This window comes from Pseudomonas sp. D1-36, from assembly GCF_051132205.1.
Lineage (GTDB): Bacteria > Pseudomonadota > Gammaproteobacteria > Pseudomonadales > Pseudomonadaceae > Aquipseudomonas.
In genome coordinates this window covers 5,545,346-5,566,856 of sequence record NZ_CP071674.1, presented here as the reverse complement: position 1 = coordinate 5,566,856, position 21,511 = coordinate 5,545,346, and the positions used below count along the sequence as shown (strand labels likewise).

Sequence of the window (21,511 nt, the reverse complement as noted above, 5' to 3'; positions counted from 1 at the left end):
AATGTAGCGGCTGACTTGGCGATTGCCTAGAGGGAAGGGCTGGTCGGCGTCACTCGTCGCGGTTGGGAAGGCGCGTGCGAACCACCTGTGCTGGAGCGAAATGGCAGGTGAAGGTACTGCCGTGGCCGGGCACGCTGCTGATTTCCATGCGTGCACGGTGGCGCAGCAAGACGTGTTTGACGATGGCCAGTCCCAGCCCCGTGCCGCCGGTGTTGGAGTTGCGGCTGGAGTCGACCCGGTAGAAGCGTTCGGTCAAGCGCGGCAGGTGCTTGCTGTCGATGCCGATACCGGAATCGCGCACGCTCAGGTGCGCGCCCTGTTCATCGCCCCACCAGCGGACGTGGATCCGTCCTTGTTCGGGCGTGTACTTGACCGCGTTGAACACCAGGTTGGAAAACGCGCTGCGCAGTTCCGCCTCGCTGCCTTTGAGCTGGACGGCCGGGTCGGCTTCGAGGGTGATGGCCTGTTGCTTGGGGCCGGACAGTTCCTGTGCATCCTGGACGATGATCTGCAGAAGTTCGTCGATGGGTACCGGCTGGTTGTCCGACGGGTAATCGGTGGCTTCCAGTTTCGCCAGCAGCAGCAAATCGTTGAGCAAGGTCTGCATGCGCCCGCCTTGTTGCTGCATCTGCTGCAAGGCCCGGCTCCAGCGCGGGTTCACTTCCTCGACGTTGTCGAGCAAGGTTTCCAGGTAACCGCAGATCACCGTCAGCGGGGTACGCAGCTCGTGGGATACGTTGGCGATGAAATCCTTGCGCATCTGTTCCAGCTGATGGATGCGCGTCACGTCCCGCACCAGCATCAAATGCTCGTTGTTGCCGTAGCGGGTGATGTAGAGCTGGATGCGCAATCGATCGTTGGTGGGCGAAGGGATTTCCAGCGGTTCGGCGTAGTTGTCCTGCTCGAAATATTCCTTGAACCGCGGATGGCGAACCAGGTTGGTCACCGGTTGGCCACTGTCCTGGGGGGTCTTGAGGCCCAGCAGGGTTTCGGCGGCGCGGTTCCACCACTCCAGGTTGCCTTCGCTGTCGAGCATGATCACCGCGTCTTTGAGCGCCGCGGTGGATTCCTGGACGCGGTCGATCACCGCTTGCAGGCGGCCACGAACGCGCTGGTCGCGCCGTTGCAGATGATAGATGCTGTCGAACACCTCGCCCCACAGCCCGTAGCCATCGGGCGGGGCTTCGTCGGGTTGGTGCAGGCGCAGCCACTCATGCAGGCGCAGCAATTGCTTGAGGGTCCAGGCAAGGTAAAGCGCCAGCCCCACGGCCAGGCTCCAGCCGTAATATCCGGTGATCAGGCCGATCAACAGGCATCCGGTAACCAGCAACAACATATGGCGGATGAGGGTGCCATGCCAGTTTTGATTCACGTGAACGCGCGTCCTTGTCAGCTTGTCGGGCGGTAAGGGCTCGTATCAGGCCTTTGTCGAGAAACGATACCCGGTGCCGCGCACGGTTTGTACCAGATTCTCGTAGGCATCGCCGAGGGCCTTGCGCAGGCGCCGGATGTGTACGTCCACGGTGCGTTCCTCGACGTACACGTTGCCGCCCCAGACCTGGTCCAGCAGCTGCCCGCGGGTGTAGGCGCGCTCCTGGTGAGTCATGAAGAATTGCAGCAGGCGGTATTCGGTCGGGCCCATCTCGGCGGGCTTGCCGTCGATGGTCACCCGGTGGCTGATCGGGTCGAGCAGCAGGCCGCCGACTTCGATGGGCGCTTCGCCATCCGTCGGCCCGGCACGACGCAGCACGGCCTTGAGGCGCGCCACCAGTTCCCGAGGGGAAAACGGCTTGGTGATGTAGTCGTCGGCGCCGACTTCCAGGCCCTGGATCTTGTTGTCCTCTTCGCCCTTGGCGGTGAGCATGATGATCGGAATGTCGCCGGTCAGCTCATCGCGCTTGAGGCGCCGCGCCAATTCGATGCCAGACGTGCCGGGCAGCATCCAGTCCAGCAAAATCAGGTCCGGCTTGCGGTCGACGATGATGGCGTGGGCCTGTTGGGAGTTCTCTGCTTCCATGCAGTCATAGCCGGCCATCTCCAACGCAACGGCGATCATCTCGCGAATGGGCGCCTCGTCGTCGACGATCAGAATGCTCCTGCCAACCATGGGTTAATCCTCTTGTCATTTAACTGTCTTGCGCCGCATTAGATAACGGAATTATTGCAGTCGTGTGACAGTTATTTCCTGAGGCGGCAGCAAAGGGGATCCTGGACTACGCTTTGAGTCCGAATCCTGACAACTGCAAAGGAAGGTTTCCATGACGCGCGTGAATGTTTCTCTCAAAGCCCTGCTGATATCTGCTGCCCTGGTTCTGCCTGGATTGGCGATGGCTGCCGAGCCTGCAATGGAGAAGGATGGCATGTTCACTGACCACAAGGGTATGACCCTTTATACCTTTGCCAAGGACTCGGCCGGCAAGTCCGCATGCAATGGCCAGTGCGCGGTTAATTGGCCGCCGCTGATGGCCGAGAAAGGAGATGAATCCAAGGGGGACTGGACCGTGATCAAGCGTGACGATGACTCGATGCAGTGGGCCTACAAGGGTAAACCACTGTACACCTTCGTAATGGACAAGAAGGCCGGAGACATGACTGGCGACGGCAAGATGGACGGTGCATGGAAAGTGGCCAAGACTAAATGACCTTCGGCGTTCAGATTGCGCTTGTGGAAGCTTGCTCCCGCTGGGCCGGTCCGCCGCTTTGAGCGTAGCGGCCCCACAATCCAGCGGTCGCTGCGCTACCGAGCGGGAGCAAGCTTCCTTGAACAACATCGAGCCTTCACGCCACATTGACGTCCCGCTCACGGCTTTTTAACCGACGCCGCCGGAAACTGACCGCCTTAGCCCCCGTGGTCTTCCGGTCGCCGCCCCATGCTCAAGTTCCGCCTTCACCCCGTGTCCTGCCTGGTTCTGCTGCTGATGCTCGCCGCCCCCGCAACCCAGGCTGCGGAGACGACGCAGGCGCGGCCTGCCGAATGGGCCGAGCCGGTGGGAAAGCAGTACAACCTCTACCAGATGTCCCCGACGTTATACCGCAGCGCGTTGCCGGATGAAGGCGCCGTCTCCCTGCTAAAAAGACTCAATATCGGCACGGTCATCAACTTCTTGCCCGATTCGGATGCCAGTTGGCTGGCGGCTCCGGGCATCGAGCGGGTTCAATTGCCTTATCGCACCAATCACGTCGACGACAGCGATATTCTAAAGGCCCTTCGAACCATCGAGGATGCCGAGGCTCATGGCCCGGTGCTCATGCATTGCAAGCATGGCTCGGACCGCACCGGCTTAGTGGCCGCCATGTACAGGATTGTCGTCCAAGGCTGGAGCAAGGAGGACGCGCTGGAAGAGATGACCGAGGGCGGCTTCGGTGACAGTCATTCTTTCAAGGACGGGGTCCGCTACGTCATGCGGGTTGACGTGGAGAAACTGCGCACGGCATTGAAGAACGGCGATTGCAGCACCAGCGTTTTTGCCCTGTGCTCGCTCAAGAGCTGGGTCAACTCAACGACGACGGCGCATCATCTCGACCCTCAGACGCTTGTTCCTTCCCGTTGATCGGTCGCCTGCAAGAAATCCGCGATGGACTCGGACAGTGGCCGTGAATCGCCGCGTTCCAATATCGTTTCGCGTAGCGCCTTGCCGGTCTTTCGGTCAAACAACCCGTTGCGCTTGAACCGCTTGAATACGGTCTTGGCCAGGGTTCGGGACCAGGCGTAGGCATAAATCCCGGCGTCATAGCCCGTGACCATGTAATCCAGGCCATTGGGCCAGCGTTCGTTCTCGAACGCCGGCAAATGGCCGACTTGCTCGCGGACCTGATCGAACACTTGCTGGGGCGTGCGCCCGTCGCCGTGGCTGCGGTGCAGCTCCATGTCGAATAACGCAGCGCGCAAAAGCCCCGCATCGACCCAACTCGTTTGGGTCTTCAGATACGTCAGCAATCGGTCGGCGACTTCGTTCGGCAACGATGCCCCGGTCTGGTGGTGCTTCGATACTCGGATCAGAAATTGTTTGGAGAAGCACCACCGTTCGAACAGTTCGCCAGCGAATTCGGCGGCGTCCCGACTGAGCTCGCTGATGCCCGACACGTCGCGGTATTCGACCCGGCTCAACACATGGTGCAGGCAATGTCCCAATTCGTGAGAAAGCACTCGTAACTGACGATGGTCCAGCAACAGCGGGGTCGCAGCGGAGCCTTGTGGCAACCAGCCGTTCAGCACTGCCACAGGATAACGAGGCCGCCCCTCGGCGGTGATGCGGCGGTTTCGCAGGGTGCTGGTTTGTGGAAAGCCATTCTGGTCCGCGTGTTCGAAAGGGTCGAAATAGAAATAGCCAACGGTTTCGCCTCGCTCGCTGACCTCGAAAAGCCGCACCTGCGGGTGCCAGGTCGTCACGTCCGCACGCACGATGATATCCACGCCAAACAGGTCCCGAGCGACCAAAAGCATCCGTGCGAACGTCGGCTCCAACGGGAACCAGGCGCTGACGTCCTGTTCCGAAACGCCGGCCGTTTGCCGACGAAGCTGCTGGGCCAGGTAGAGATAATCCCAAGGCTCCACCTTGCTGAAGCCTTGCGTCCTGGCGAATGCATCGAGCTGCTTCTTGTCCTCGTCGAACGAGGCTTGGTGCTGTTCGAGCTGCCCGTTGAGAAATGACAGGACCTCCTCTGGCGACTGTGCTTGCTCCGGCTCGATCGCCATCTGCGCGTAATTCGAATAACCGAGCAGCGTCGCGAATTCATGGCGATCCTCGAGCAACTGGCGCAGCACTTCGCCGTTGTCGTAAATCCCGGCATGGGGTCCTTGATCCGAAGCGCGCGTGCTGTAGGCGACGTACATTTGCTTGCGCAGGCTGGAGTCGTCGGCATAGCGGGTGACGATGCGAAACGATTCATCGTCAAGTGTCAGCAACCAACCGGACTGGCCCTGTTCGCGCGCTTGCCTGGCCATTTGCTGCTTGAACGCAACGGGCAGGCCGCCCAATGCTGCTTCATCCTGGAAGGACTTGCTCCAGGCCTTGTTTGCCTCATGCAAGTGTTCCAAGAACAGGCTTCGCGCACCCTCCATACGCGCCTTCAAATCTTCCAGGGTTTCCTGCGCGGCGGAGCCCATCCCGTCCCGGTGCCACTGCCGCAGGATTTTTTTCAGCGTTCTTTTCCTGACCGGGGAAAAATGCACGGCGATCTCACTGTCCGCCAGGCGCTGGTAAAGTTGAAACAATTGGGTATTGCGCAGCAGCGATCGCTGGAAATCATCCAGGCGCTCCTCGCAGTCGAGTGAAGCCCGCGCCCAGGCCTCGCCACTTCTGGTGGATGCCATGCGGTCCAGTACATAGCCGAAGCCTTTCAGTCGCCCATGGATTTCGTCCATCGCCAGCACCAGGTCGTCCCACGTCGGGAAGGGGGCCTGGGTCTCGATGATCTCGGCGACCTTGGCCCGGCTCTCGGCAAGAATCTGGTCAAGGGCCGGGGAGAAGTGTTCGGCCTGGATCTTCGAAAAGGGCGGCAGGTCGTAAGGCTGCAGCAGGGGGTTATCAGCGTGTTGCATGGGGGCTTCCTGTCAGTCGGACGTGTCAGGTCAGTCTGATCAGGAAAGGGGGCAACCTTGCGGTAACTATGTATCGCTTCCGGGCCGAACGGCCCGGAAGGTGATGCCGAAGATGTCAGTCGTTTTTTTTCTTCAATTTCGGGTTGGGAAAAAACTGCACCGCCTGGACTTTCGCATCGGGCGTCTTGAGCGCCGATGTGTTGACCCGGGTGCCCAATTCCTTGGGCACCGACAGGCCTTGCTCGTTGAGCGTGTCGGAATAACCGCAGGCCACGCATTCGCGATGGGGCACGCCGTCTTCGTTCCACATCATCAACTTGTCCGGCTCGCTGCACGCGGGGCAGACCGCCCCGGCAATAAAGCGTCGTTTGGTAATCACAGGCCCCTCGCTCATGCTGCCGCGTCCTCGCTCAGGCCGCTATGACGCAAGAGTGCGTCAATCGACGGCTCGCGGCCACGGAAGTCGACGAACAGCACCATTGGCTCCTGGGAGCCGCCGCGCGCCAGGATCGCTTCGCGGAAGGCGCGACCGGTGTCGGCGTTGAGCACGCCGTCCTCTTCGAACTTGGAGAACGCATCGGCAGACAGCACTTCCGCCCATTTGTAGCTGTAGTAACCCGCCGCGTAGCCGCCAGCGAAGATGTGCGCAAAACTGTTGGGGAAGCGGTTGTAGGCCGGCGGACGCATCACCGACACCTCGTCGCGCACGCCTTCGAGCACTTCCAGTACGTTACGGCCGTCGCCGTGGGTGGCGTGCAGCTCGAAGTCGAACAGCGAGAACTCCAACTGGCGAACCATCATCAGGCCGGACTGGAAATTTTTCGCCGCGAGCATTTTTTCCAGCAGGTCCTGGGGTAGCGGTTCGCCGGTTTCATAATGGCCGGAAATCAGCGCCAGGCCTTCGGGTTCCCAGCACCAGTTTTCCATGAACTGGCTAGGCAGCTCCACGGCGTCCCAAGCCACACCGTTGATGCCGGACACGCCGGCATGTTCGACGCGGGTCAACAGGTGATGCAGGCCATGGCCGAACTCGTGGAACAAGGTGGTGACTTCGTCGTGGGTCAGCAGCGCCGGCTTGCCGCTGTCGGCCGGGGTGAAGTTGCACACCAGGTTGGCGACCGGGCTTTGCAAGACGCCGTCGACGGTGCGGCGGCGATCACGTGCGCCGTCCATCCAGGCGCCGCCACGCTTGTTGGCGCGGGCATAGAGGTCGAAGAAGAACCGGCCGACGTGCTGGCCGTTTTCCTTGATCTCGAACAGGCGCACATCCGGGTGCCAGCTGTCGAAGCCCTTCAGCTCGGCGATCTCGATCCCATAGAGGCGCTGCACAATGGTGAACAGGCCGCTCAGCACGTTATCGATCGGGAAGTAGGCGCGCAGGGCTTCCTGGGCGACGCTGTAGCGCTGCTGGCGGAGTTTCTCGCCATAGAAGCCGCTGTCCCAACTTTGCAGGTCGGGGCAGCCCTGTTCGGCGGCGAACGCTTTCAGTTGCTCCAGGTCCTGGGCGGCAAACGGTTTGCTGCGCTTGGCCAGGTCACGCAGGAAGCTGAGCACCTGGTCGCTGGACTCGGCCATCTTGGTCGCCAGGCTCAACTCGGCGAAATTGGCGAAGCCCAGCAGGTGGGCCAGTTCCTGGCGCAGGTCGAGGATCTGTTCCATCACCGGGCCGTTGTCGTTCTGACCGGCGTTCGGGCCCTGGTCCGAGGCGCGAGTGCAGTAGGCCGCGTAGACTTCTTCGCGCAGGGCGCGGTCTTCGGCGTAGGTCATCACGGCGTAGTAGCTAGGGAATTCCAGGTTGATCAGCCAGCCATCCAGCCCTTTGGCCTGGGCGGCGGCAGCCATTTGCGCCTTGGCCGAGTCGGTCAGGCCGGCGAGGGCGGCCTCGTCCGTGACGTGCTTGGTCCAGGCCTGGGTCGCGTCGAGCAACTGGTTGGAAAAGCGGCTGCCCAGCTCGGACAATTTGCTTTGCACTTCGGCGTAGCGCTTCTGCTGCTCGGGCGGCAGGTCGATGCCCGACAGGCGGAAATCGCGCAGGGAATGTTCCAGGATGGTTTTTTGCGCCACATCGAAACCGGCCGCCTCGGGGCTGTTCGCCAGGGCTTCGAAGGCCTGGAACAGCTCGCGGTTCTGGCCCAGTTCGGTGGAGTAGGCACTGAGCGCCGGCAGGCATGCCTCGTAGGCTTCGCGCAGTTCGGGGCTGTTGCGCACGGCGTTCAGATGGCTCACCGGGCTCCAGGCCGCGCCGAGGCGATCGTTGAGCTCGTCCATCGCCAATACCAGGCCGGCCCAGGTAGGCTGCTTGACTTGGGTCTTGAGAATTTCGGCGATGGCGGCACGGTTGTCAGCCAGGATCTGCTCGATGGCCGGTTGCACGTGTTCGGCGCGGATCGCCGAGAATGGCGGCAGGTCGTAGGGCTGCAAAAGAGGGTTGTTCACGCTCACGGTTGACACCTTCGCTGGAAGAAACATCGGCCCATCTTAATTACAATCGGCGTTCACCGCAGCTAGCAGCGCCTATCACCCGATAAGAGAGAGCCTATCGTGACCCTTCGCACGTACCAGAATCACAGCCCGCGGCTTGCCCGTGGGGCTTTTGTCGACAGCACCGCGGTGGTGATCGGCGACGTCGAAATCGGCGAAGACAGCTCCGTCTGGCCGCTGACGGTCATCCGCGGCGACATGCACCGCATCCGCATTGGCGCGCGCACCAGCGTCCAGGACGGCTGCGTGCTGCACATCACCCACGCCGGCCCGTTCAACCCCGATGGCTTTCCGTTATTGATCGGCGATGACGTGACCATCGCCCACAAAGTCATGCTCCATGGTTGCGCCGTCGGCAGTCGAATTCTGATCGGCATGGGCAGCATCGTCATGGACGGCGCGGTGGTCGAGGACGACGTCATCATCGGCGCCGGCAGCCTCGTGCCGCCGGGCAAGCGCCTGGAGAGCGGCTTCCTGTACGTCGGCAGCCCGGTGAAACAGGTCCGCCCCCTGACCGACAAGGAACGCGCATTCTTCACCTACAGCGCGGCGAACTACGTAAAGCTCAAGGACCTGCATCTGGCCGAAGGCTACGACCAGCCCTGAACCGTCCCGCCACTGCCCAGGAATTTTCATGCACTACCAGACTGTACTCTTCGACCTCGACGGCACCCTTACCGACCCCAGGGAAGGCATCACCCGTTCGATCCAGTTCGCCCTGAGCAAACTGGGCATCGACGAACCCGACCTGACCCGCCTCGAACACTTCATCGGCCCGCCTCTGTTGCAGGCTTTCATGCAGTTCTACGGCTTCGATGAAGCGAAAGCCTGGGAGGCGGTGTCTTTCTATCGCGAGCGCTTCAAGGTCACCGGCCTGTACGAAAACCGCGTGTTCGATGGCGTCCTGCCGCTGCTGGAAACCCTCGCCGATCAAAATCGGCAGCTGTACATCGCCACGTCCAAGCCCTGGGTTTTCGCCCGGGAAATTGCCCGCCATTTCGACTTCGCCAAGCACTTCAAGGTGATCTACGGCAGCGAACTGGACGGCACCCGCACAGACAAGGTCGAGCTCATCGCCCATCTCATGGCCGAAGAAAGCCTGGACCCGGCCGCCACCCTGATGATCGGCGATCGCAAACACGACCTGATCGGTGCCCGCAGCAACGGCCTGGACGCCGCAGCAGTGGGGTATGGGTTTGGCAGTTTCGAGGAATTGAGCGCGGAAAACCCGGTGCACCACTTCCAGACGTTGGATGAGCTGCACCGGGCATTCCTGCGAACCTGATCAAGGCATCGACAAAGCCTGACAGCTTGCCTAGGGCCCGTGGCGAGGGAGCTTGCTCGCGCTGGGCAGCGCAGCGGCCCTAATAATCTTGCGTTCGCTGCGCAACCGAGCGGGAGCAAGCTCGCTCGTCACGGGACCGAGGGCGTCGTTGGGCCGTCCCTCTGGGTGCTACCTAAAAATGAGACTGGCGTCATGGCCTCGAAAACGCTCTCTCCAGGCACCTTGATTGTTGCCATTCATTGCTTGAAGATCTCTCGCTCGTTGATGCCTCCCTCTGCCTGGAAACGACCCGAATCATGACGCTCTACCGCCTCCACGAAGCCGATCTCGACATCCCTGACAGTTGGCAGGACCAGAGCATCAATATCTTCAAGCTGCCTGCCGTTGGCGGTGCCAAGGAAGCCAGTTTCGTCATCAGCCGCGATCCGAGCCGGGGCGATACGCCGTTCAACGACTATGTAGACCAACAACTGGCGAGCGCCGAACAGCAGTTACCGGGTTTCAAGCTGATCAAGCGTTGGGATTTCTTGCTGCACGAGCGCGCCGCAGTGTTGCTTGATTACAGCTGGCAGCGCGAAGGGCGAGAGTTGATGCTGCGCCAGGTGTTTATCGACCGCCAGCCCGTGGGGCTGATTACCACGCTGACCACAACGCCGAACGATCTCGTGTTTCACGAGCCGGCCTGGAAAGCGGCCATGCATTCGTTCAAGGTCTTGCCGGCGACCGCCTGATCATTCCAGGAAGAAGACAACGCAATGGACATGCTGGCTGCTGCGCGCCTTGGCGATGAAATAGCCCACGGTTTTGGTGTCGCCGCGATGGTCGCCGGTGCCGTGGCCGGGGCATTGATCGGCGCGGCGGTTGTGGCGGCCACCGTGGCGACCGGGGGCGTGGCGCTGGCAATCATGGCCGGTTCGATTGCCGCCGGCGGGTTGTCGATGTTCCAGATCCTCAAGGGCCTGAACACCATTTTCAACTTGCCCGAGCCCACGACAGGGGCGTTGATCATGGGCAGTCTCAACGTGCACATCAACCGACGCAATGCCATGCGCGCTGGCGTCGACATGTCGGCCGGTTGCACGGGGCTGCCAATGAACCATCCGATCTGGCCGTTCCCGGTGCTGATCGCCGAAGGCAGCGCCACGGTCTACATCAATGGGAAACCGGCGGCGCGGTTGCAGAGCAAGATGGTCTGCGGCGCCCACATCAAGACTGGCAGCGCGAATACGTTCATCGGCGGGCCGACGGTCTCGGTGGCGTTTGTTCTCGACATCGAAGGCTGGCTGCACACCGGACTTGAAGCATTGGGGTTGGTGGCCATGGGCGCTGCCGCCGTGTTGGCGGCGATGGCCGGGGCGGCGGCTTTTGCCGGGTTCGTGGTCATCGGTGGCGCCATGATGGGCGGCATGGCGCTGCTGGGCGACCTGGGCGACCGCCTCGGCCCCGGTTATCGCGATCTGCTTCAAGGCATCGCCGGCATGGCGCTGCTGGGGCTGGGGCCGAAAATGGCGCGTCTCGGCGCGGGGCCAAAACCGCGTGTCGCGGCCTACAAGCCAGGCACGACCGAGGCCGATATCATGGCGATCCCCAAGGGCAGCCGGCCACCGCCGAGCGACTATCTCGAAGGCCCATACATCGACAAGCACCTCAAGACCTTCGAGGATGAGGGCGGCAGTTTCCTCTTCACCGCCGACGATATTTCCAACCCCAAATACGGGTCGTTCAACCCGAACAAGTTCGTCATGGCGAAGTCGGACCTGAACGCGGTGGTCGCCGAGTACAAAAAAACCGGCGACGTTTCGGTACTGGAATCGGCCTTGGGTTACGATCCGGGGTCGCTGGTGGGCAAGGACATCTACATGATGAACCTGGACAAGCCCAAGGTGCTGATGCCGACCGGCAACGAGGGCGGTGTGAACTCCCTATGGCGACCCGGCGGCCTGACCCATCCAGGCGGCATGCGCGAAGCCGTGCTGGACAACGTGCCCATCGCCCACGGCAACGACATCAATGCGCTGATGACGACCCGAGACGTAGTGAGAATCCAATGAACAACCCGCAAGACAACGTGCTGCTGTTGGCCCTCGCCAATGATGAATTGGATAAATTCCTGGTGGGCGAGCCGTTCTACTTTCTCGAGGCCAAGAACGACAACGACGAGCCCCAAAACGTAGTCGCGGCGTTCGACCGGTTGCTCATGCCCTACTGGCTCCAGACCCATGACCCGAGTTTCCCGGCGCGATTCGTGGCGGGCCTGTTGCGGATGCTGGCGACATATCCAGACCGGACACGGGCGATCTACATCGCTGCCGATTGGGTCTGGTATTACCGTTTCTGCCAGGACAAGCAGCGCCAGCAGCCGCTGGGCCCCTACGGCGATCTGTTCGACGTGGACATGGGCGGCGTCGCCTTGGCCCTCAAGCGCCTGTTGGAAAACCACAAGGCCGAACTGGTGGCCGATACGCGGTGGGCCGGTGCGGCGTGGAACAGCCCGGACGGCATGTGGACGCCCTTGATGCGTTCGGCGGTGATGGTGCGGGACAAGTTGGGCGGGCCGGATTTCGTGCCGGCCAATATCTGAGCGGGCCGTTGCCTGGTCAGGACAAAAAGCCGACATCGCAGGTACGAAGCCGCTCTGTAGCGAGGGGTTCACGCCTGCGCATCAAAACGTCAACGAGCCCTTGATCGTCGCCCAGTGCGCTGCCTCGGCATCGCCCAGCTTCTGGGCTTTTACATAGCTCAAGGCAAGCATCTTGCGCGTGCCCGGCAATACCAGCGCCAGTTGATACTGGAAGACCTTCTCGTTGCCCTTGTTGAACTGGCTGCGTAATTCAATGGCTTCGACTTCCTGGTTCGCACCCACGCGCAGGGTGGCGCCCGGCTGGCAGCGCAGGTCCTGGACTTGTTTCTCCAAGCGCTTGAGCTGCTCGTCGAGATTGCTTTGCAAGGTTTCACCCTCGGCCAGCAGGCTGCGGCTGACGATCAGCGACGTGCCCAGTTCAGGGAACTTGAGGATATTGATCGAGGCGTCGAGCAACTCGGCGGGCGGCAGTTGCAGCTGGAATTCGTTGAGGCGGTAAGTCATGGTGCTTGGTTCTCTGAATTAGCCCTTGGGCGCCGGGAACGCGGCGGCGACGTTCGCGTCGATGCTGGCCTTGACGCCCTGGCCGTCCGGCGTGGCGCCGGGGCCGCCGCCATTGTTCAGGTGCAGCACGCCGCCGGTGTTGAATTCGGCATCGCCGCTGGCGTAAAAGCTGATTTGCACGCCGGTCAGGTTGATCTGGCCGCTGGCGTTGAGCTCCAGGATGCTTTCACCGCACACCAGGCGCAGGTTCTCGCCCACTTCGATGACGTAGCTCTGGCTGATGCTGTCGGTCTTGCGCTGGCCCACCGACAAAATGTCCTCCTGCTTGACGATGCGCAGGCGGTTGTTGCCGATGGTCACGGTTTCGTTGTGGCCAATGCTTTTGTTGCGGTCGTGGCCCACCGAATGGCTTTCGTCCACCTCGACTACGATGTCCTGGTTGCGCTCGGCGTGGATGTACAACTGCTCGGCGCCTTTCTTGTCTTCCATGCGGATTTCGTTGAAGTTCGCCGGCGTGCCGCCTTTGCTCGAACGGCTCTTCATGCCGCTCTGGGTGGCATTTTCAGGCAGGTCGTAGGGCACGGTCTGCTCGGCGTTGTAGACACGACCGGTGATGATCGGCCGGTCAGGGTCGCCCTCGAGGAAGCTCACGATGACTTCCTGGCCGATGCGTGGAATCTGCATCGAGCCCCAGTTCTTGCCAGCCCAGGACTGCGACACGCGAATCCAGCACGAGCTGTTTTCGTTGGATTGGTCGTGCCGGTCCCAATAGAAGTGCACCTTCACCCGGCCGAACTGATCGGTCCAGATTTCCTCGCCCTTGGGGCCGACCACCAACGCGGTCTGCGGTCCCTTGACGATGGGCCGGTGGGTGATCGCCATCGGCCGGAAGCTCTGTTGGGCGTCGATACAGGTCAGGCTGCTTTCGAACTGTGCCGAAGGCGCGCCGACGCCGCTCTCGCCGCTTTCCTGGGAGATGTAATAGCGCGCGCCGACGATCAGGTATTCGCGGTTCTGGTCCTGTCGGGTGAAGCCGGTGAGGCTGAACAGATGCCCCGACCCCAGGCCCCGGGCGTTGCCCGCCAGCTCGACCTGCTCGTGCTGGGTCTGCAAGGCTTCGATTCGGGTGCGGGCGTAGTGCTCGCCGTCTTCGCTTTGCACGTAGGTGCCCGGGTAATCGAACAGCGGATAGTCGCCGGCAGCGTGCGGGCGGGGCATGGCCGAGCGCACGTCGATGCGCGCGCTGGGGCGCTGGAAATCATAGTCGTTAAGCTCCAGCGAACCCGGCTGGACTTCCTGGGCCAGGTGCCAGTCGTGGATATGGTCGCGCTCGCGCTGCTGCTCGTTCTTCGGGTAGTAAGGCACCGATCCATAGCCGGGCGCCGTGGTGTGGGCGCCGTAGGCGTCGGCCAGCACCAGCACATGACGGCCCTGTTCATGGCGGAAAAAGTAATAGATGCCTTCCTGTTCCATCAGTCGACTGACGAAATCGAAGCTGGTCTCGCGGTACTGGACGCAGTATTCCCACTCGCGATACGGGCGGCTGAGGGTGTCTTCGAAGTCGGAAAAACCCAGGTCGCGAAACACCTGCTTGATGATCTGCGGGATGGTCAGGTTCTGGAAAATCCGGCAGTCGGAGGTGCGTGTCAGCAACCACAACCAAGGGCGCAGCGTGGCCTGGTAACTGGCGAACTGGCCCTGGTCGACGTTCTGGCTGAAGCGCGCAACGATGCCGTGGAAATGCCGTTCGCCGCCACCGTCCAGCTGAACGCTCACGCACATCGGTTTGCCGAGCACCTGATTGAGGTCGATGGCGTTGTCCAGCGAGTGCAGCTGCAACTCATAGTTGAACAGCCGCCCCAGCTCTTCGCCGCCGCCCATGTCCTTGAGCAACAACACCTCGGGCCCCAGCGGGCTGGTGATCTTGGCCAGGCGTGAGGCTTGGTTGAATAGCATCGGTGATCTCATGTAAATGGTAATAACTGACGGAACCGAATAGCCCTTGTGGGAGCGAGCCTGCTCGCGAAAGCGGTGTGTCAGTCAACAAGGATGTCACTGACAGATTGCATTCGCGAGCAGGCTCGCTCCCACAGGGTCGTGCGGTGTTACCTGAAGTCAGGCCGCATCGCTGAAATCGTACTTCAGTTCATTGTCCACCGCGCTGATCCGCACGCCGGCCATGGCCTTGCCTTCGAGCATGCGGGTGAGGAACTCGCGGCTCATGTCCGGCAGCAGGCTGTTGGTCAGGATGGTGTCGATCATGCGCCCGCCGCTTTCGGTTTCGGTGCACCGCGAGACGATCAGGTCGATCACCGCGTCGTCGTAGTCGAAGGCCACTTTATGGGTGCTCTCCACGCGCTTCTTGATGCGGTTGAGTTGCAGGCGGGTAATGGCCTTGAGCATCTCATCGCTGAGCGGGTAATACGGGATCGTCACCAGGCGACCCAGCAGCGCCGGCGGGAAAATTTCCAGCAGCGGTTGACGCAGGGCCTTGGCGATCTCTTCCGGCTCGGGCACGTTTTGCGGGTCCTTGCAGACCTGGGCGATCAGCTCGGTGCCGGCGTTGGTGGTCAGCAGGATCAGGGTGTTCTTGAAGTCGATCACCCGGCCTTCGCCGTCTTCCATCACGCCCTTGTCGAATACCTGGAAAAAGATCTCATGTACGTCCGGGTGGGCTTTTTCAACCTCGTCCAGCAGCACCACGCTGTACGGTTTGCGCCGCACGGCTTCGGTCAGCACGCCGCCTTCGCCGTAGCCGATGTAGCCCGGTGGCGCGCCCTTGAGGGTGGACACGGTGTGGGCTTCCTGGAACTCGCTCATGTTGATGGTGATGACGTTCTGCTCGCCGCCGTACATGGCTTCGGCCAGGGCCAGAGCGGTTTCGGTCTTGCCCACGCCGGAGGTGCCGGCGAGCATGAACACGCCAATCGGCTTGCTCGGGTTGTCGAGGCCGGCGCGGGAGGTCTGGATGCGCTTGGCGATCATCTGCAAGGCATGGTCCTGGCCGATGATGCGTTTTTTCAGGTGCTGGTCGAGGTTGAGCACGGTTTCCAGCTCGTTGCGGGCCATGCGGCCCACCGGGATACCGGTCCAATCGGCAACCACCGAGGCCACGGCCTGATAATCCACGGTCGGCAGGATCAATGGGTTTTCACCTTGCAGGGCGGTCAGGCGCTGTTGCAGGTCCACCAGTTTCTCGCGCAGGGCGTGGCTTTCGTTGTCAGAAGCTTCGCTGCGGTCTTCGCTGTCCACCGCGCCGACGCGCTCGCGCAGGGTGGCGCGGGTTTCCAGCAATTGGTCCACCAGGGTTTTCTCTCCGGCCCAGCGGCTTTCCAGCTCCGCCAGACGCTCACGTTCGGCGCCCAGCAGGCTTTCGCTCTGGGTCTGGCGGCTGCCGATGGCCACGCCGATGGCGTGCTCGCGGGCAATGATTTGCAGCTCGGTTTCCAGCGCTTCGATACGGCGGCGGCTGTCGTCCACTTCGGCGGGCACGGCGTGCAGGCTGATGGCGACGCGGGCGCAGGCGGTGTCCAGCAGGCTCACGGATTTATCCGGCAACTGGCGCGCGGGAATGTAGCGGTGGGACAACTTGACCGAGGCTTCCAGGGCTTCGTCGAGGATCTGCACCTGATGGTGTTTTTCCATGGTCGAGGCCACGCCCCGCATCATCAGCAGGGCTTTGTCTTCAGACGGTTCGGCGACTTGCACCACTTGGAAGCGGCGGGTCAGGGCGGGGTCTTTTTCGATGTGCTTCTTGTACTCGGCCCAGGTCGTGGCGGCCACGGTGCGCAAGGTGCCGCGGGCCAGGGCCGGCTTGAGCAGGTTGGCCGCGTCGCCCGTGCCGGCGGCGCCACCGGCACCCACCAGGGTGTGGGCTTCGTCGATGAACAGGATGATCGGCTTGGGCGAGGCCTGGACGTCTTCGATGACCTGGCGCAAGCGTTGTTCGAATTCGCCTTTCATGCTCGCGCCGGCCTGCAACAGGCCCACGTCGAGGCTGCGCAGCTCCACGTCCTTGAGGGACGGCGGCACGTCGCCGGCGACGATGCGCAAGGCAAAGCCTTCGACCACGGCGGTCTTGCCCACGCCGGCTTCACCGGTGAGGATCGGGTTGTTCTGCCGACGGCGCATGAGGATGTCCACCAGTTGGCGGATCTCTTCGTCACGGCCGACGATGGGGTCGAGCTTGCCGCTGCGGGCCTGCTCGGTGAGGTCGACGGTAAAGCGCTTGAGCGCTTCCTGCTTGCCCATGGCGCTAGGGGCCATCGCGCCGCTGGCCTCGCCCGGCACCGCGCCGGCGTTGAAACCGTCGCTGGCGGCCAGGGCGTTTTCCGGCGAGTCGCCAACGTATTCATCGAAGCGTTCGCTCAAGGCTTCAACCTTGACTTTGTCGAACTCCGACGACAGGCCCAGCAGCGCGTGGCGCAGGCTCGGCGTCTTGAGGATGCCCAGCACCAAATAACCGGTGCGCACCTGGCTTTCGCCGAACATCAGGCTGCCGTAGACCCAGCCACGTTCCACGGCTTCTTCAACGTGGGAGGACAGGTCGGTGATCGATGTCGAACCGCGTGGCAAACGATCCAGTGCCTCGGTCAGGTCACGGGCCAGGCGCGCCGGCTCGATGTTGAACTGGCGGATGATGCGGTGCAGGTCCGAGTCCTGCAGTTGCAGCAATTGATGAAACCAGTGGGCCAGCTCCACATAAGGGTTACCGCGCAATTTGCAGAACACGGTGGCGGCTTCGATGGCTTTGTAGGCCACGCTGTTGAGTTTGCCGAACAACGCGGCGCGACTGATTTCACCCATGCTCATGGCTCCTTGAGGTCTGTGAGGTGTTGGCCTGTTCGGCGTAGTGCCGGGCCAGTATTAGATCGTTGGCATCTTTTTCAGGTCGTCCCAGCCAGGTGTTGAAGCCCAGGCGGAAACGGCCATTGAGTTGTAGTGCGGGCACTTCGGGCTGTTCCAGCACCAGGTTCAGGTCCCAGTCCAGCTCGTGTCCCAGGTATTCGGCGACCCAGGCCACCAGCTCGTTGAACGGTTGGCTGCCGGGCAGCATGCCCATGTAGTCATCGAGCTTGAGCGGGCCCAGGCGAATGCGAAATTTGTGCTGGCGGTCCCACACGAAACGGCCCAGGCAGAAGTCCACGCCCAACTGATGGGCGCTGACACCGACGCGGCTGCGCTCCGGCAGTTCCAGCCACTGGCCGACGTATTCTTCGATTTCCACCGGCAGGCCGAAATACTCGCTGAGGATCGCCTTCAGGCCGTCCGGATAACGGGTTTGCGCCGAGAGGTGGCCACTGTAGTGCAGCTTCGCCGTGTCGGGGATCAACCCTTGGTTGAGCAGGCTCGGCATGCCCCGGCCGCTGAGTGCCGCCAGGCGCGCCGACCAATAGTCATCGTCCGGGCGATCGTGGCTGACGGTCGGCCGCGCTTCGGCCCAGGCCCGGTAGAACAGGCTGAGCAGGCGATGGTGGAACACGTCGAGGAAGCGCTTGCTGGTGCTGTCGCCATTGTTGCGCTGGCGTTCGCGCACGTATTCGGTGATGTGCAGCGGCATCGGGCCGTTGGGGCCGCCGAGGCCGAAGAAGAACTGTTCCAGGCGCGCCGGCGCGCCGTCCACGCCCGGTTGCACCGAGGCCAGGGTCGCCGGGGCGAAGGTACAGTCGGCCTGTTGCCCGAGGCGCAACGGGTCATCGGCCAGGCGCAGGGAATGGCCCAGGCGCGGCAGTTCGGGGGTTTCACATTCGATGCGCCGCAACGCCTGGAAAAAGTCGTATTCCCAGGGTTCCTGGTGCATCGCCTCCAGGGTACTCAAAGGGTCGGACGACGTCCGGGCTTGGCTTTCCATCGCATGATCTCGCCGCGTTCGGTGGTACGGATCACCGTCTCGGTAAAACTGTTGATCGACACGTAGCGTGCCAGGAAGCGCTCCAGTACCGCGCCGAGCAGGAACACCCCGGTGCCGCGAAACGCGTTTTCATCGAATTCCAGGATGATCTCCAGGCCACGCCCAAAGACGATCGGGCCGGGCATCGGCAGGCGTCGGGTGCACGCCTTGCTGCTGACCTCCCGTAAGCCTTCGATCTGCAATTGCAGCGCGGCGTCGTTGCTGTCGCCGTACAGTCGCAGCAGCTCACGCAGGGCGGCGGCGCCTTGGCCCTGTTCGCTCAACGACAGGTAGTTCAGGGACAACTGGCTGATCAATCGCCAGGCCTTGGCGTCATGGGCATGGCTGGCCCGTGGACGACTGGGACCTGCCACGCAACGCACCGCGCCCACCGGCGCACTGTCGGCCAGGGTGAAATCGGTCTTGCCGTTGCCCACGCTCATGAACAGCGGAAGATCGCGGTTGGTGCACAGCGCGGTCACCCCCAGCTGGCGCAAGTCGTGGCGATAGGGCGCTTGCTGGCTGTCCACCAGGCTGACAAAGGTCTCGCTGCCGACGTAGGTCGAGCGCGGGCCGTTGCGGCGCTGGTCGCTGGACAGCACGCGCGGCTCACGGCGTACCGTGTAATAGGCTTTGTCGCGGCCATAGCGGGACGGATCGCGCACGGCGTAGAACGGCAGGAACGGTTGCTCCGGCCCGGTGCCGTGGCCGGTCAGCCCCGTCAGCGAATGCACTTCGAAATCCATCGGCCGGGTGCGGTCGGCGATCACGTGATGTTCGTTGACGCGGTCCGACAAGTGAATGCGGTCCAGGCGCTTGGGAAACAGGTTGATCGCCGGGGTGCAGAACGGCAGGAACTGCGAAGCGCCAACGCTGCCTTCCAGGCTCGGATCGTGACGGTCGAACAGCACGATCAATTCCAGCTCCTGGCCTTCGCAGCGCTTGACCGCGCGGCTGAGCTGGGTGAAGTCGACGAACAGGAAGCGATGGGGCAGGGCGAAATATTCCTGCAGCAGCCGATAGCCCTGGAAAGCCCGCGACACCACCGGCAATGCGGCCTCGGCGTCATCGAAGCCTTGGGAACGCAATGCATCTTGGGGCAACCGTTCGACCCAATTGCCGCCGGGCTGGCGCGCGAACACCGCGCAGGCGTTGCCCAGCAGCTGTTCGTAAAGGCGGAAGGGCTGTTCGTCGGCGCCGCTGAGGTACAGCGGCAGGTTGTCCAGGGCCAGGCTGTTGAACGGCAGCTCGGCGCCGGTGCGCAGGGTCAGGCGCAGGCCGGCCTTGGCTTTCGGTTCGCTGGCGGCCAGGCGCCCGAGCACGGCGGACGGGTTGCCGAAATATTCGGCCTGGCTGACCTGCAACGGCCACAACGTCACCGGGTGAGCGGTGCGGTACTCGCAGCAAGTCTGGGATTCGCGACCCAGGGCGGCGCGCAGTACGGTATCGCGGGGCAGCGGGAAACCGCTGCTCAGCGAGCCTTCGTCCGGGTCGGCCTGCATTTGCACCACGGTCATCGACGGCGTCGGCGCCAGGTAGTGCGGGTAGGCGATTTCCAGCAGGTTGTGGGTGAAGGTCGGGTACTCGGCGTCGAGCTTGAGTTGTACCCGCGCCGTCAGATAGGCGAAGCCTTCCAGCAGGCGCTCGACATACGGGTCGGCGCAGTCCATCCCGGCCAAGGTCAGCCGGCTGGCGATCTTGGGGTATTCCTTGGCGAACTCCGCGGCGCTTTCGCGCACGTGGTGCAATTCCTGGTTGTACAGCTCCAGCAGGCGCGGGTTCATGGGCGTCTCCGCTGGTCGGCGTTGACGACGCGCACGTGGCCGGTTTCCAGGTCCAGGTCGGTTTGCAGCATCAGGCGCAGCGGCACCGGCTGCGCCCAGAGGTCGCCTTCGATCTCGAAGCTCAGGGCGTTGTGGTTCATCTCGGCCGTCGCCCGGGCTCGCACGCGCAACGTGTGACGCAGGATGCGCGGTTCGAACGTGGCGATGGCCTGATGGATCAAGGTCTCCAGGGCGGCGACGTCGACGTTCGACGCGCTGTTGCCCGCCAGCGCCGGCAGGCCGAAATTCACCACCGACGTGCCCGCCGGCGTGTGCAGCGTGGCATCGCCGTCGAGCAGCGAGGTGGTGTTGAGCAGCCACGCCAGGTCACGCAGCACCGAGGCTTTCAATTGCGTCAGGGAAAGCACGCGCTTGTCGGCGCTTTCCTTGGGGTTGGTCGGATCGTCGTCGGTCAGCCGGTCCAGCAGGGACGGTTGCAAGCGATCGCGGGTGGCGATTTCGGTTACCACGTGAATGGCGCTACGTACATTTTCTGGTCCGCTCCCGGGCCGCAGAATGCATAGATGCTTACCGGAGCTGCTTCAAAGCCCTGCGGCATCTGACGGATAGCCTGCATCTTGGTGATGCAATCGCGACTGGGCGCGGGCATGTGCTCGCTACGCCAAACCGCAAATATCGGTACTTCGTTGAACTTCTCCACGCGCAGCTGCTGCTTGTCCAACATAAAGCTGCAGGGCCATTCCATATCCAATTGCATGCGGCTCTGGTCGGATTTGAGCAGTGCGCACTGGCCTTGATCGTCAATCAGGCTAAGTGCTTGCCCAGCGAAAACAGCTCGGGTTGCCGTCGTCTCGGTATGTTCGGCACATGCGCTCAGGCAAACCAGATTCATCGCCAGGCAAGCAGCGAGCAGGTGCTTTTTCATCATGTCAGCTCCCAGAACCAGACAGCCTTGGACCTGTAGAAAAGATCACCGGTTTGAGTCACGCCCCGGTTCCATAGATCGATGTGATCGCCGGTGCGGTTTTCCTCGGTCTGGCCCTGTTGCCGATAACAGTCTTTGAAGAATATCAACCCGGTCTTGCTCATCAACTTCTGCCGGTCGGCGGCGCTATTGCTGAGGATGGTAGGACGCCCCAGATGGTGCTTCCACAACCAGTTCGCCAACGATTCGGCGCCCCTGGCGTGTTCATGGGCACACTTGGGTTCGGTGTAGGTGAATTTATTGACTTTGATAGTCTTCTCGGCATTGAGCGTCACGCTCATGCGTATGGCGCACTGGTTGGCCCACGGACCGTCGCAAGGCTTTGCATCGGGATGGGTTATCCGCAAATCGGAATACGCTTTCCACAAATTGATAAACGCAGGCTTGGCCATGACTCAGACACCGGGCAGGAAAGGATGGGATGCGAGCAAGCACCAAACACCCCCGGCGCGTGGCGCC

At 62.3% G+C, this 21,511-nt stretch carries 20 protein-coding genes; 7 read left to right on the top strand and 13 right to left on the bottom strand.

The features are described 5' to 3' along the window. Nucleotides 1-49 precede the first annotated feature (49 nt). Nucleotides 50-1,336, bottom strand: a complete 1,287-nt coding sequence (gene phoR / locus J3P76_RS25130) for a phosphate regulon sensor histidine kinase PhoR (protein WP_434702054.1) — start codon at nucleotides 1,334-1,336, stop codon at nucleotides 50-52. Nucleotides 1,337-1,417: 81 nt separating this feature from the next. After that, complete coding sequence (gene phoB / locus J3P76_RS25125; protein WP_003177195.1) at nucleotides 1,418-2,107, bottom strand: phosphate regulon transcriptional regulator PhoB; 690 nt, start codon at nucleotides 2,105-2,107, stop codon at nucleotides 1,418-1,420. Between the two features lie 151 nt (nucleotides 2,108-2,258). On the opposite strand from phoB, the gene J3P76_RS25120 reads away from it, so the two are divergent. Together J3P76_RS25120 and J3P76_RS25115 are read left to right on the top strand one after the other, a co-directional pair. Further along, nucleotides 2,259-2,642: a COG4315 family predicted lipoprotein gene (locus tag J3P76_RS25120; protein ID WP_434608800.1), complete on the top strand. Its 384-nt coding sequence runs from the start codon at nucleotides 2,259-2,261 to the stop codon at nucleotides 2,640-2,642. A gap of 228 nt (nucleotides 2,643-2,870) precedes the next feature. After that, nucleotides 2,871-3,551 carry a dual specificity protein phosphatase family protein gene (locus J3P76_RS25115; RefSeq protein WP_434701355.1) on the top strand — a complete coding sequence of 227 codons (681 nt, stop codon included), beginning with the start codon at nucleotides 2,871-2,873 and terminating at the stop codon, nucleotides 3,549-3,551. On the opposite strand, the gene J3P76_RS25110 is transcribed toward J3P76_RS25115, so the two are convergent. From J3P76_RS25110 to prlC, 3 genes are all read right to left on the bottom strand, one after another. Next, a complete protein-coding gene (locus J3P76_RS25110; RefSeq protein WP_434701354.1) occupies nucleotides 3,527-5,542 on the bottom strand; it encodes a M3 family metallopeptidase in 2,016 nt (671 codons plus the stop codon). The two genes, J3P76_RS25115 and J3P76_RS25110, sit on opposite strands and share 25 nt — an antisense overlap. Nucleotides 5,543-5,657: 115 nt before the next feature. Then, the gene (locus J3P76_RS25105; RefSeq protein ID WP_434608807.1) at nucleotides 5,658-5,936 is read right to left on the bottom strand and encodes a YheV family putative zinc ribbon protein; all 279 of its coding nucleotides are present in this window, start codon (nucleotides 5,934-5,936) and stop codon (nucleotides 5,658-5,660) included. After that, entirely contained in the window at nucleotides 5,933-8,011 is a 2,079-nt protein-coding gene (prlC, locus tag J3P76_RS25100; protein ID WP_434635351.1) for an oligopeptidase A, read from the bottom strand. The genes J3P76_RS25105 and prlC overlap by 4 nt, the downstream gene beginning before the upstream one ends. A 72-nt stretch (nucleotides 8,012-8,083) precedes the next feature. Here prlC and J3P76_RS25095 point away from each other — a divergent pair, with 72 nt between their 5' ends. From J3P76_RS25095 to J3P76_RS25075, 5 genes are all read left to right on the top strand, one after another. Further along, entirely contained in the window at nucleotides 8,084-8,629 is a 546-nt protein-coding gene (locus tag J3P76_RS25095) for a gamma carbonic anhydrase family protein (RefSeq protein ID WP_420767122.1), read from the top strand. Nucleotides 8,630-8,657: 28 nt separating this feature from the next. Then, a complete protein-coding gene (locus J3P76_RS25090) occupies nucleotides 8,658-9,308 on the top strand; it encodes an HAD family hydrolase (RefSeq protein WP_420767123.1) in 651 nt (216 codons plus the stop codon). A 296-nt stretch (nucleotides 9,309-9,604) separates the two neighbouring features. Beyond that, the gene (locus J3P76_RS25085) at nucleotides 9,605-10,039 is read left to right on the top strand and encodes a DcrB-related protein (RefSeq protein WP_420767124.1); all 435 of its coding nucleotides are present in this window, start codon (nucleotides 9,605-9,607) and stop codon (nucleotides 10,037-10,039) included. Between the two features lie 24 nt (nucleotides 10,040-10,063). After that, entirely contained in the window at nucleotides 10,064-11,359 is a 1,296-nt protein-coding gene (locus tag J3P76_RS25080) for a PAAR domain-containing protein (protein ID WP_420767125.1), read from the top strand. Continuing rightward, complete coding sequence (locus J3P76_RS25075; protein ID WP_434608814.1) at nucleotides 11,356-11,889, top strand: hypothetical protein; 534 nt, start codon at nucleotides 11,356-11,358, stop codon at nucleotides 11,887-11,889. Before J3P76_RS25080 ends, J3P76_RS25075 begins: the two co-directional genes overlap by 4 nt. Nucleotides 11,890-11,970: 81 nt before the next feature. On the opposite strand, the gene J3P76_RS25070 is transcribed toward J3P76_RS25075, so the two are convergent. The 8 genes from J3P76_RS25070 to J3P76_RS25035 all read right to left on the bottom strand — a co-directional run bounded on the left by J3P76_RS25070 (nucleotide 11,971) and on the right by J3P76_RS25035 (nucleotide 21,444). Continuing rightward, nucleotides 11,971-12,393 carry a DcrB-related protein gene (locus tag J3P76_RS25070; RefSeq protein WP_434561590.1) on the bottom strand — a complete coding sequence of 141 codons (423 nt, stop codon included), beginning with the start codon at nucleotides 12,391-12,393 and terminating at the stop codon, nucleotides 11,971-11,973. 18 nt (nucleotides 12,394-12,411) lie between these two features. Then, nucleotides 12,412-14,349 (bottom strand): type VI secretion system tip protein TssI/VgrG, encoded by a 1,938-nt coding sequence (gene tssI, locus J3P76_RS25065; RefSeq protein ID WP_420767128.1) that lies wholly within the window; start codon nucleotides 14,347-14,349, stop codon nucleotides 12,412-12,414. Nucleotides 14,350-14,508: 159 nt separating this feature from the next. Further along, nucleotides 14,509-17,199 (bottom strand): type VI secretion system ATPase TssH, encoded by a 2,691-nt coding sequence (gene tssH, locus J3P76_RS25060; RefSeq protein ID WP_434608818.1) that lies wholly within the window; start codon nucleotides 17,197-17,199, stop codon nucleotides 14,509-14,511. Then, nucleotides 17,192-18,244, bottom strand: coding sequence for a type VI secretion system baseplate subunit TssG (gene tssG, locus J3P76_RS25055; protein WP_434608820.1), 1,053 nt, complete (start codon nucleotides 18,242-18,244; stop codon nucleotides 17,192-17,194). The genes tssH and tssG overlap by 8 nt, the downstream gene beginning before the upstream one ends. Continuing rightward, entirely contained in the window at nucleotides 18,208-20,067 is a 1,860-nt protein-coding gene (gene tssF / locus J3P76_RS25050; RefSeq protein ID WP_434608822.1) for a type VI secretion system baseplate subunit TssF, read from the bottom strand. The genes tssG and tssF overlap by 37 nt, the downstream gene beginning before the upstream one ends. Beyond that, complete coding sequence (tssE, locus tag J3P76_RS25045) at nucleotides 20,064-20,576, bottom strand: type VI secretion system baseplate subunit TssE (RefSeq protein ID WP_420767132.1); 513 nt, start codon at nucleotides 20,574-20,576, stop codon at nucleotides 20,064-20,066. The genes tssF and tssE overlap by 4 nt, the downstream gene beginning before the upstream one ends. Further along, complete coding sequence (locus J3P76_RS25040) at nucleotides 20,570-20,995, bottom strand: hypothetical protein (RefSeq protein WP_434608825.1); 426 nt, start codon at nucleotides 20,993-20,995, stop codon at nucleotides 20,570-20,572. Before J3P76_RS25040 ends, tssE begins: the two co-directional genes overlap by 7 nt. After that, entirely contained in the window at nucleotides 20,992-21,444 is a 453-nt protein-coding gene (locus tag J3P76_RS25035) for a T6SS effector amidase Tae4 family protein (RefSeq protein ID WP_420767134.1), read from the bottom strand. Before J3P76_RS25035 ends, J3P76_RS25040 begins: the two co-directional genes overlap by 4 nt. Nucleotides 21,445-21,511: the final 67 nt, after the last annotated feature.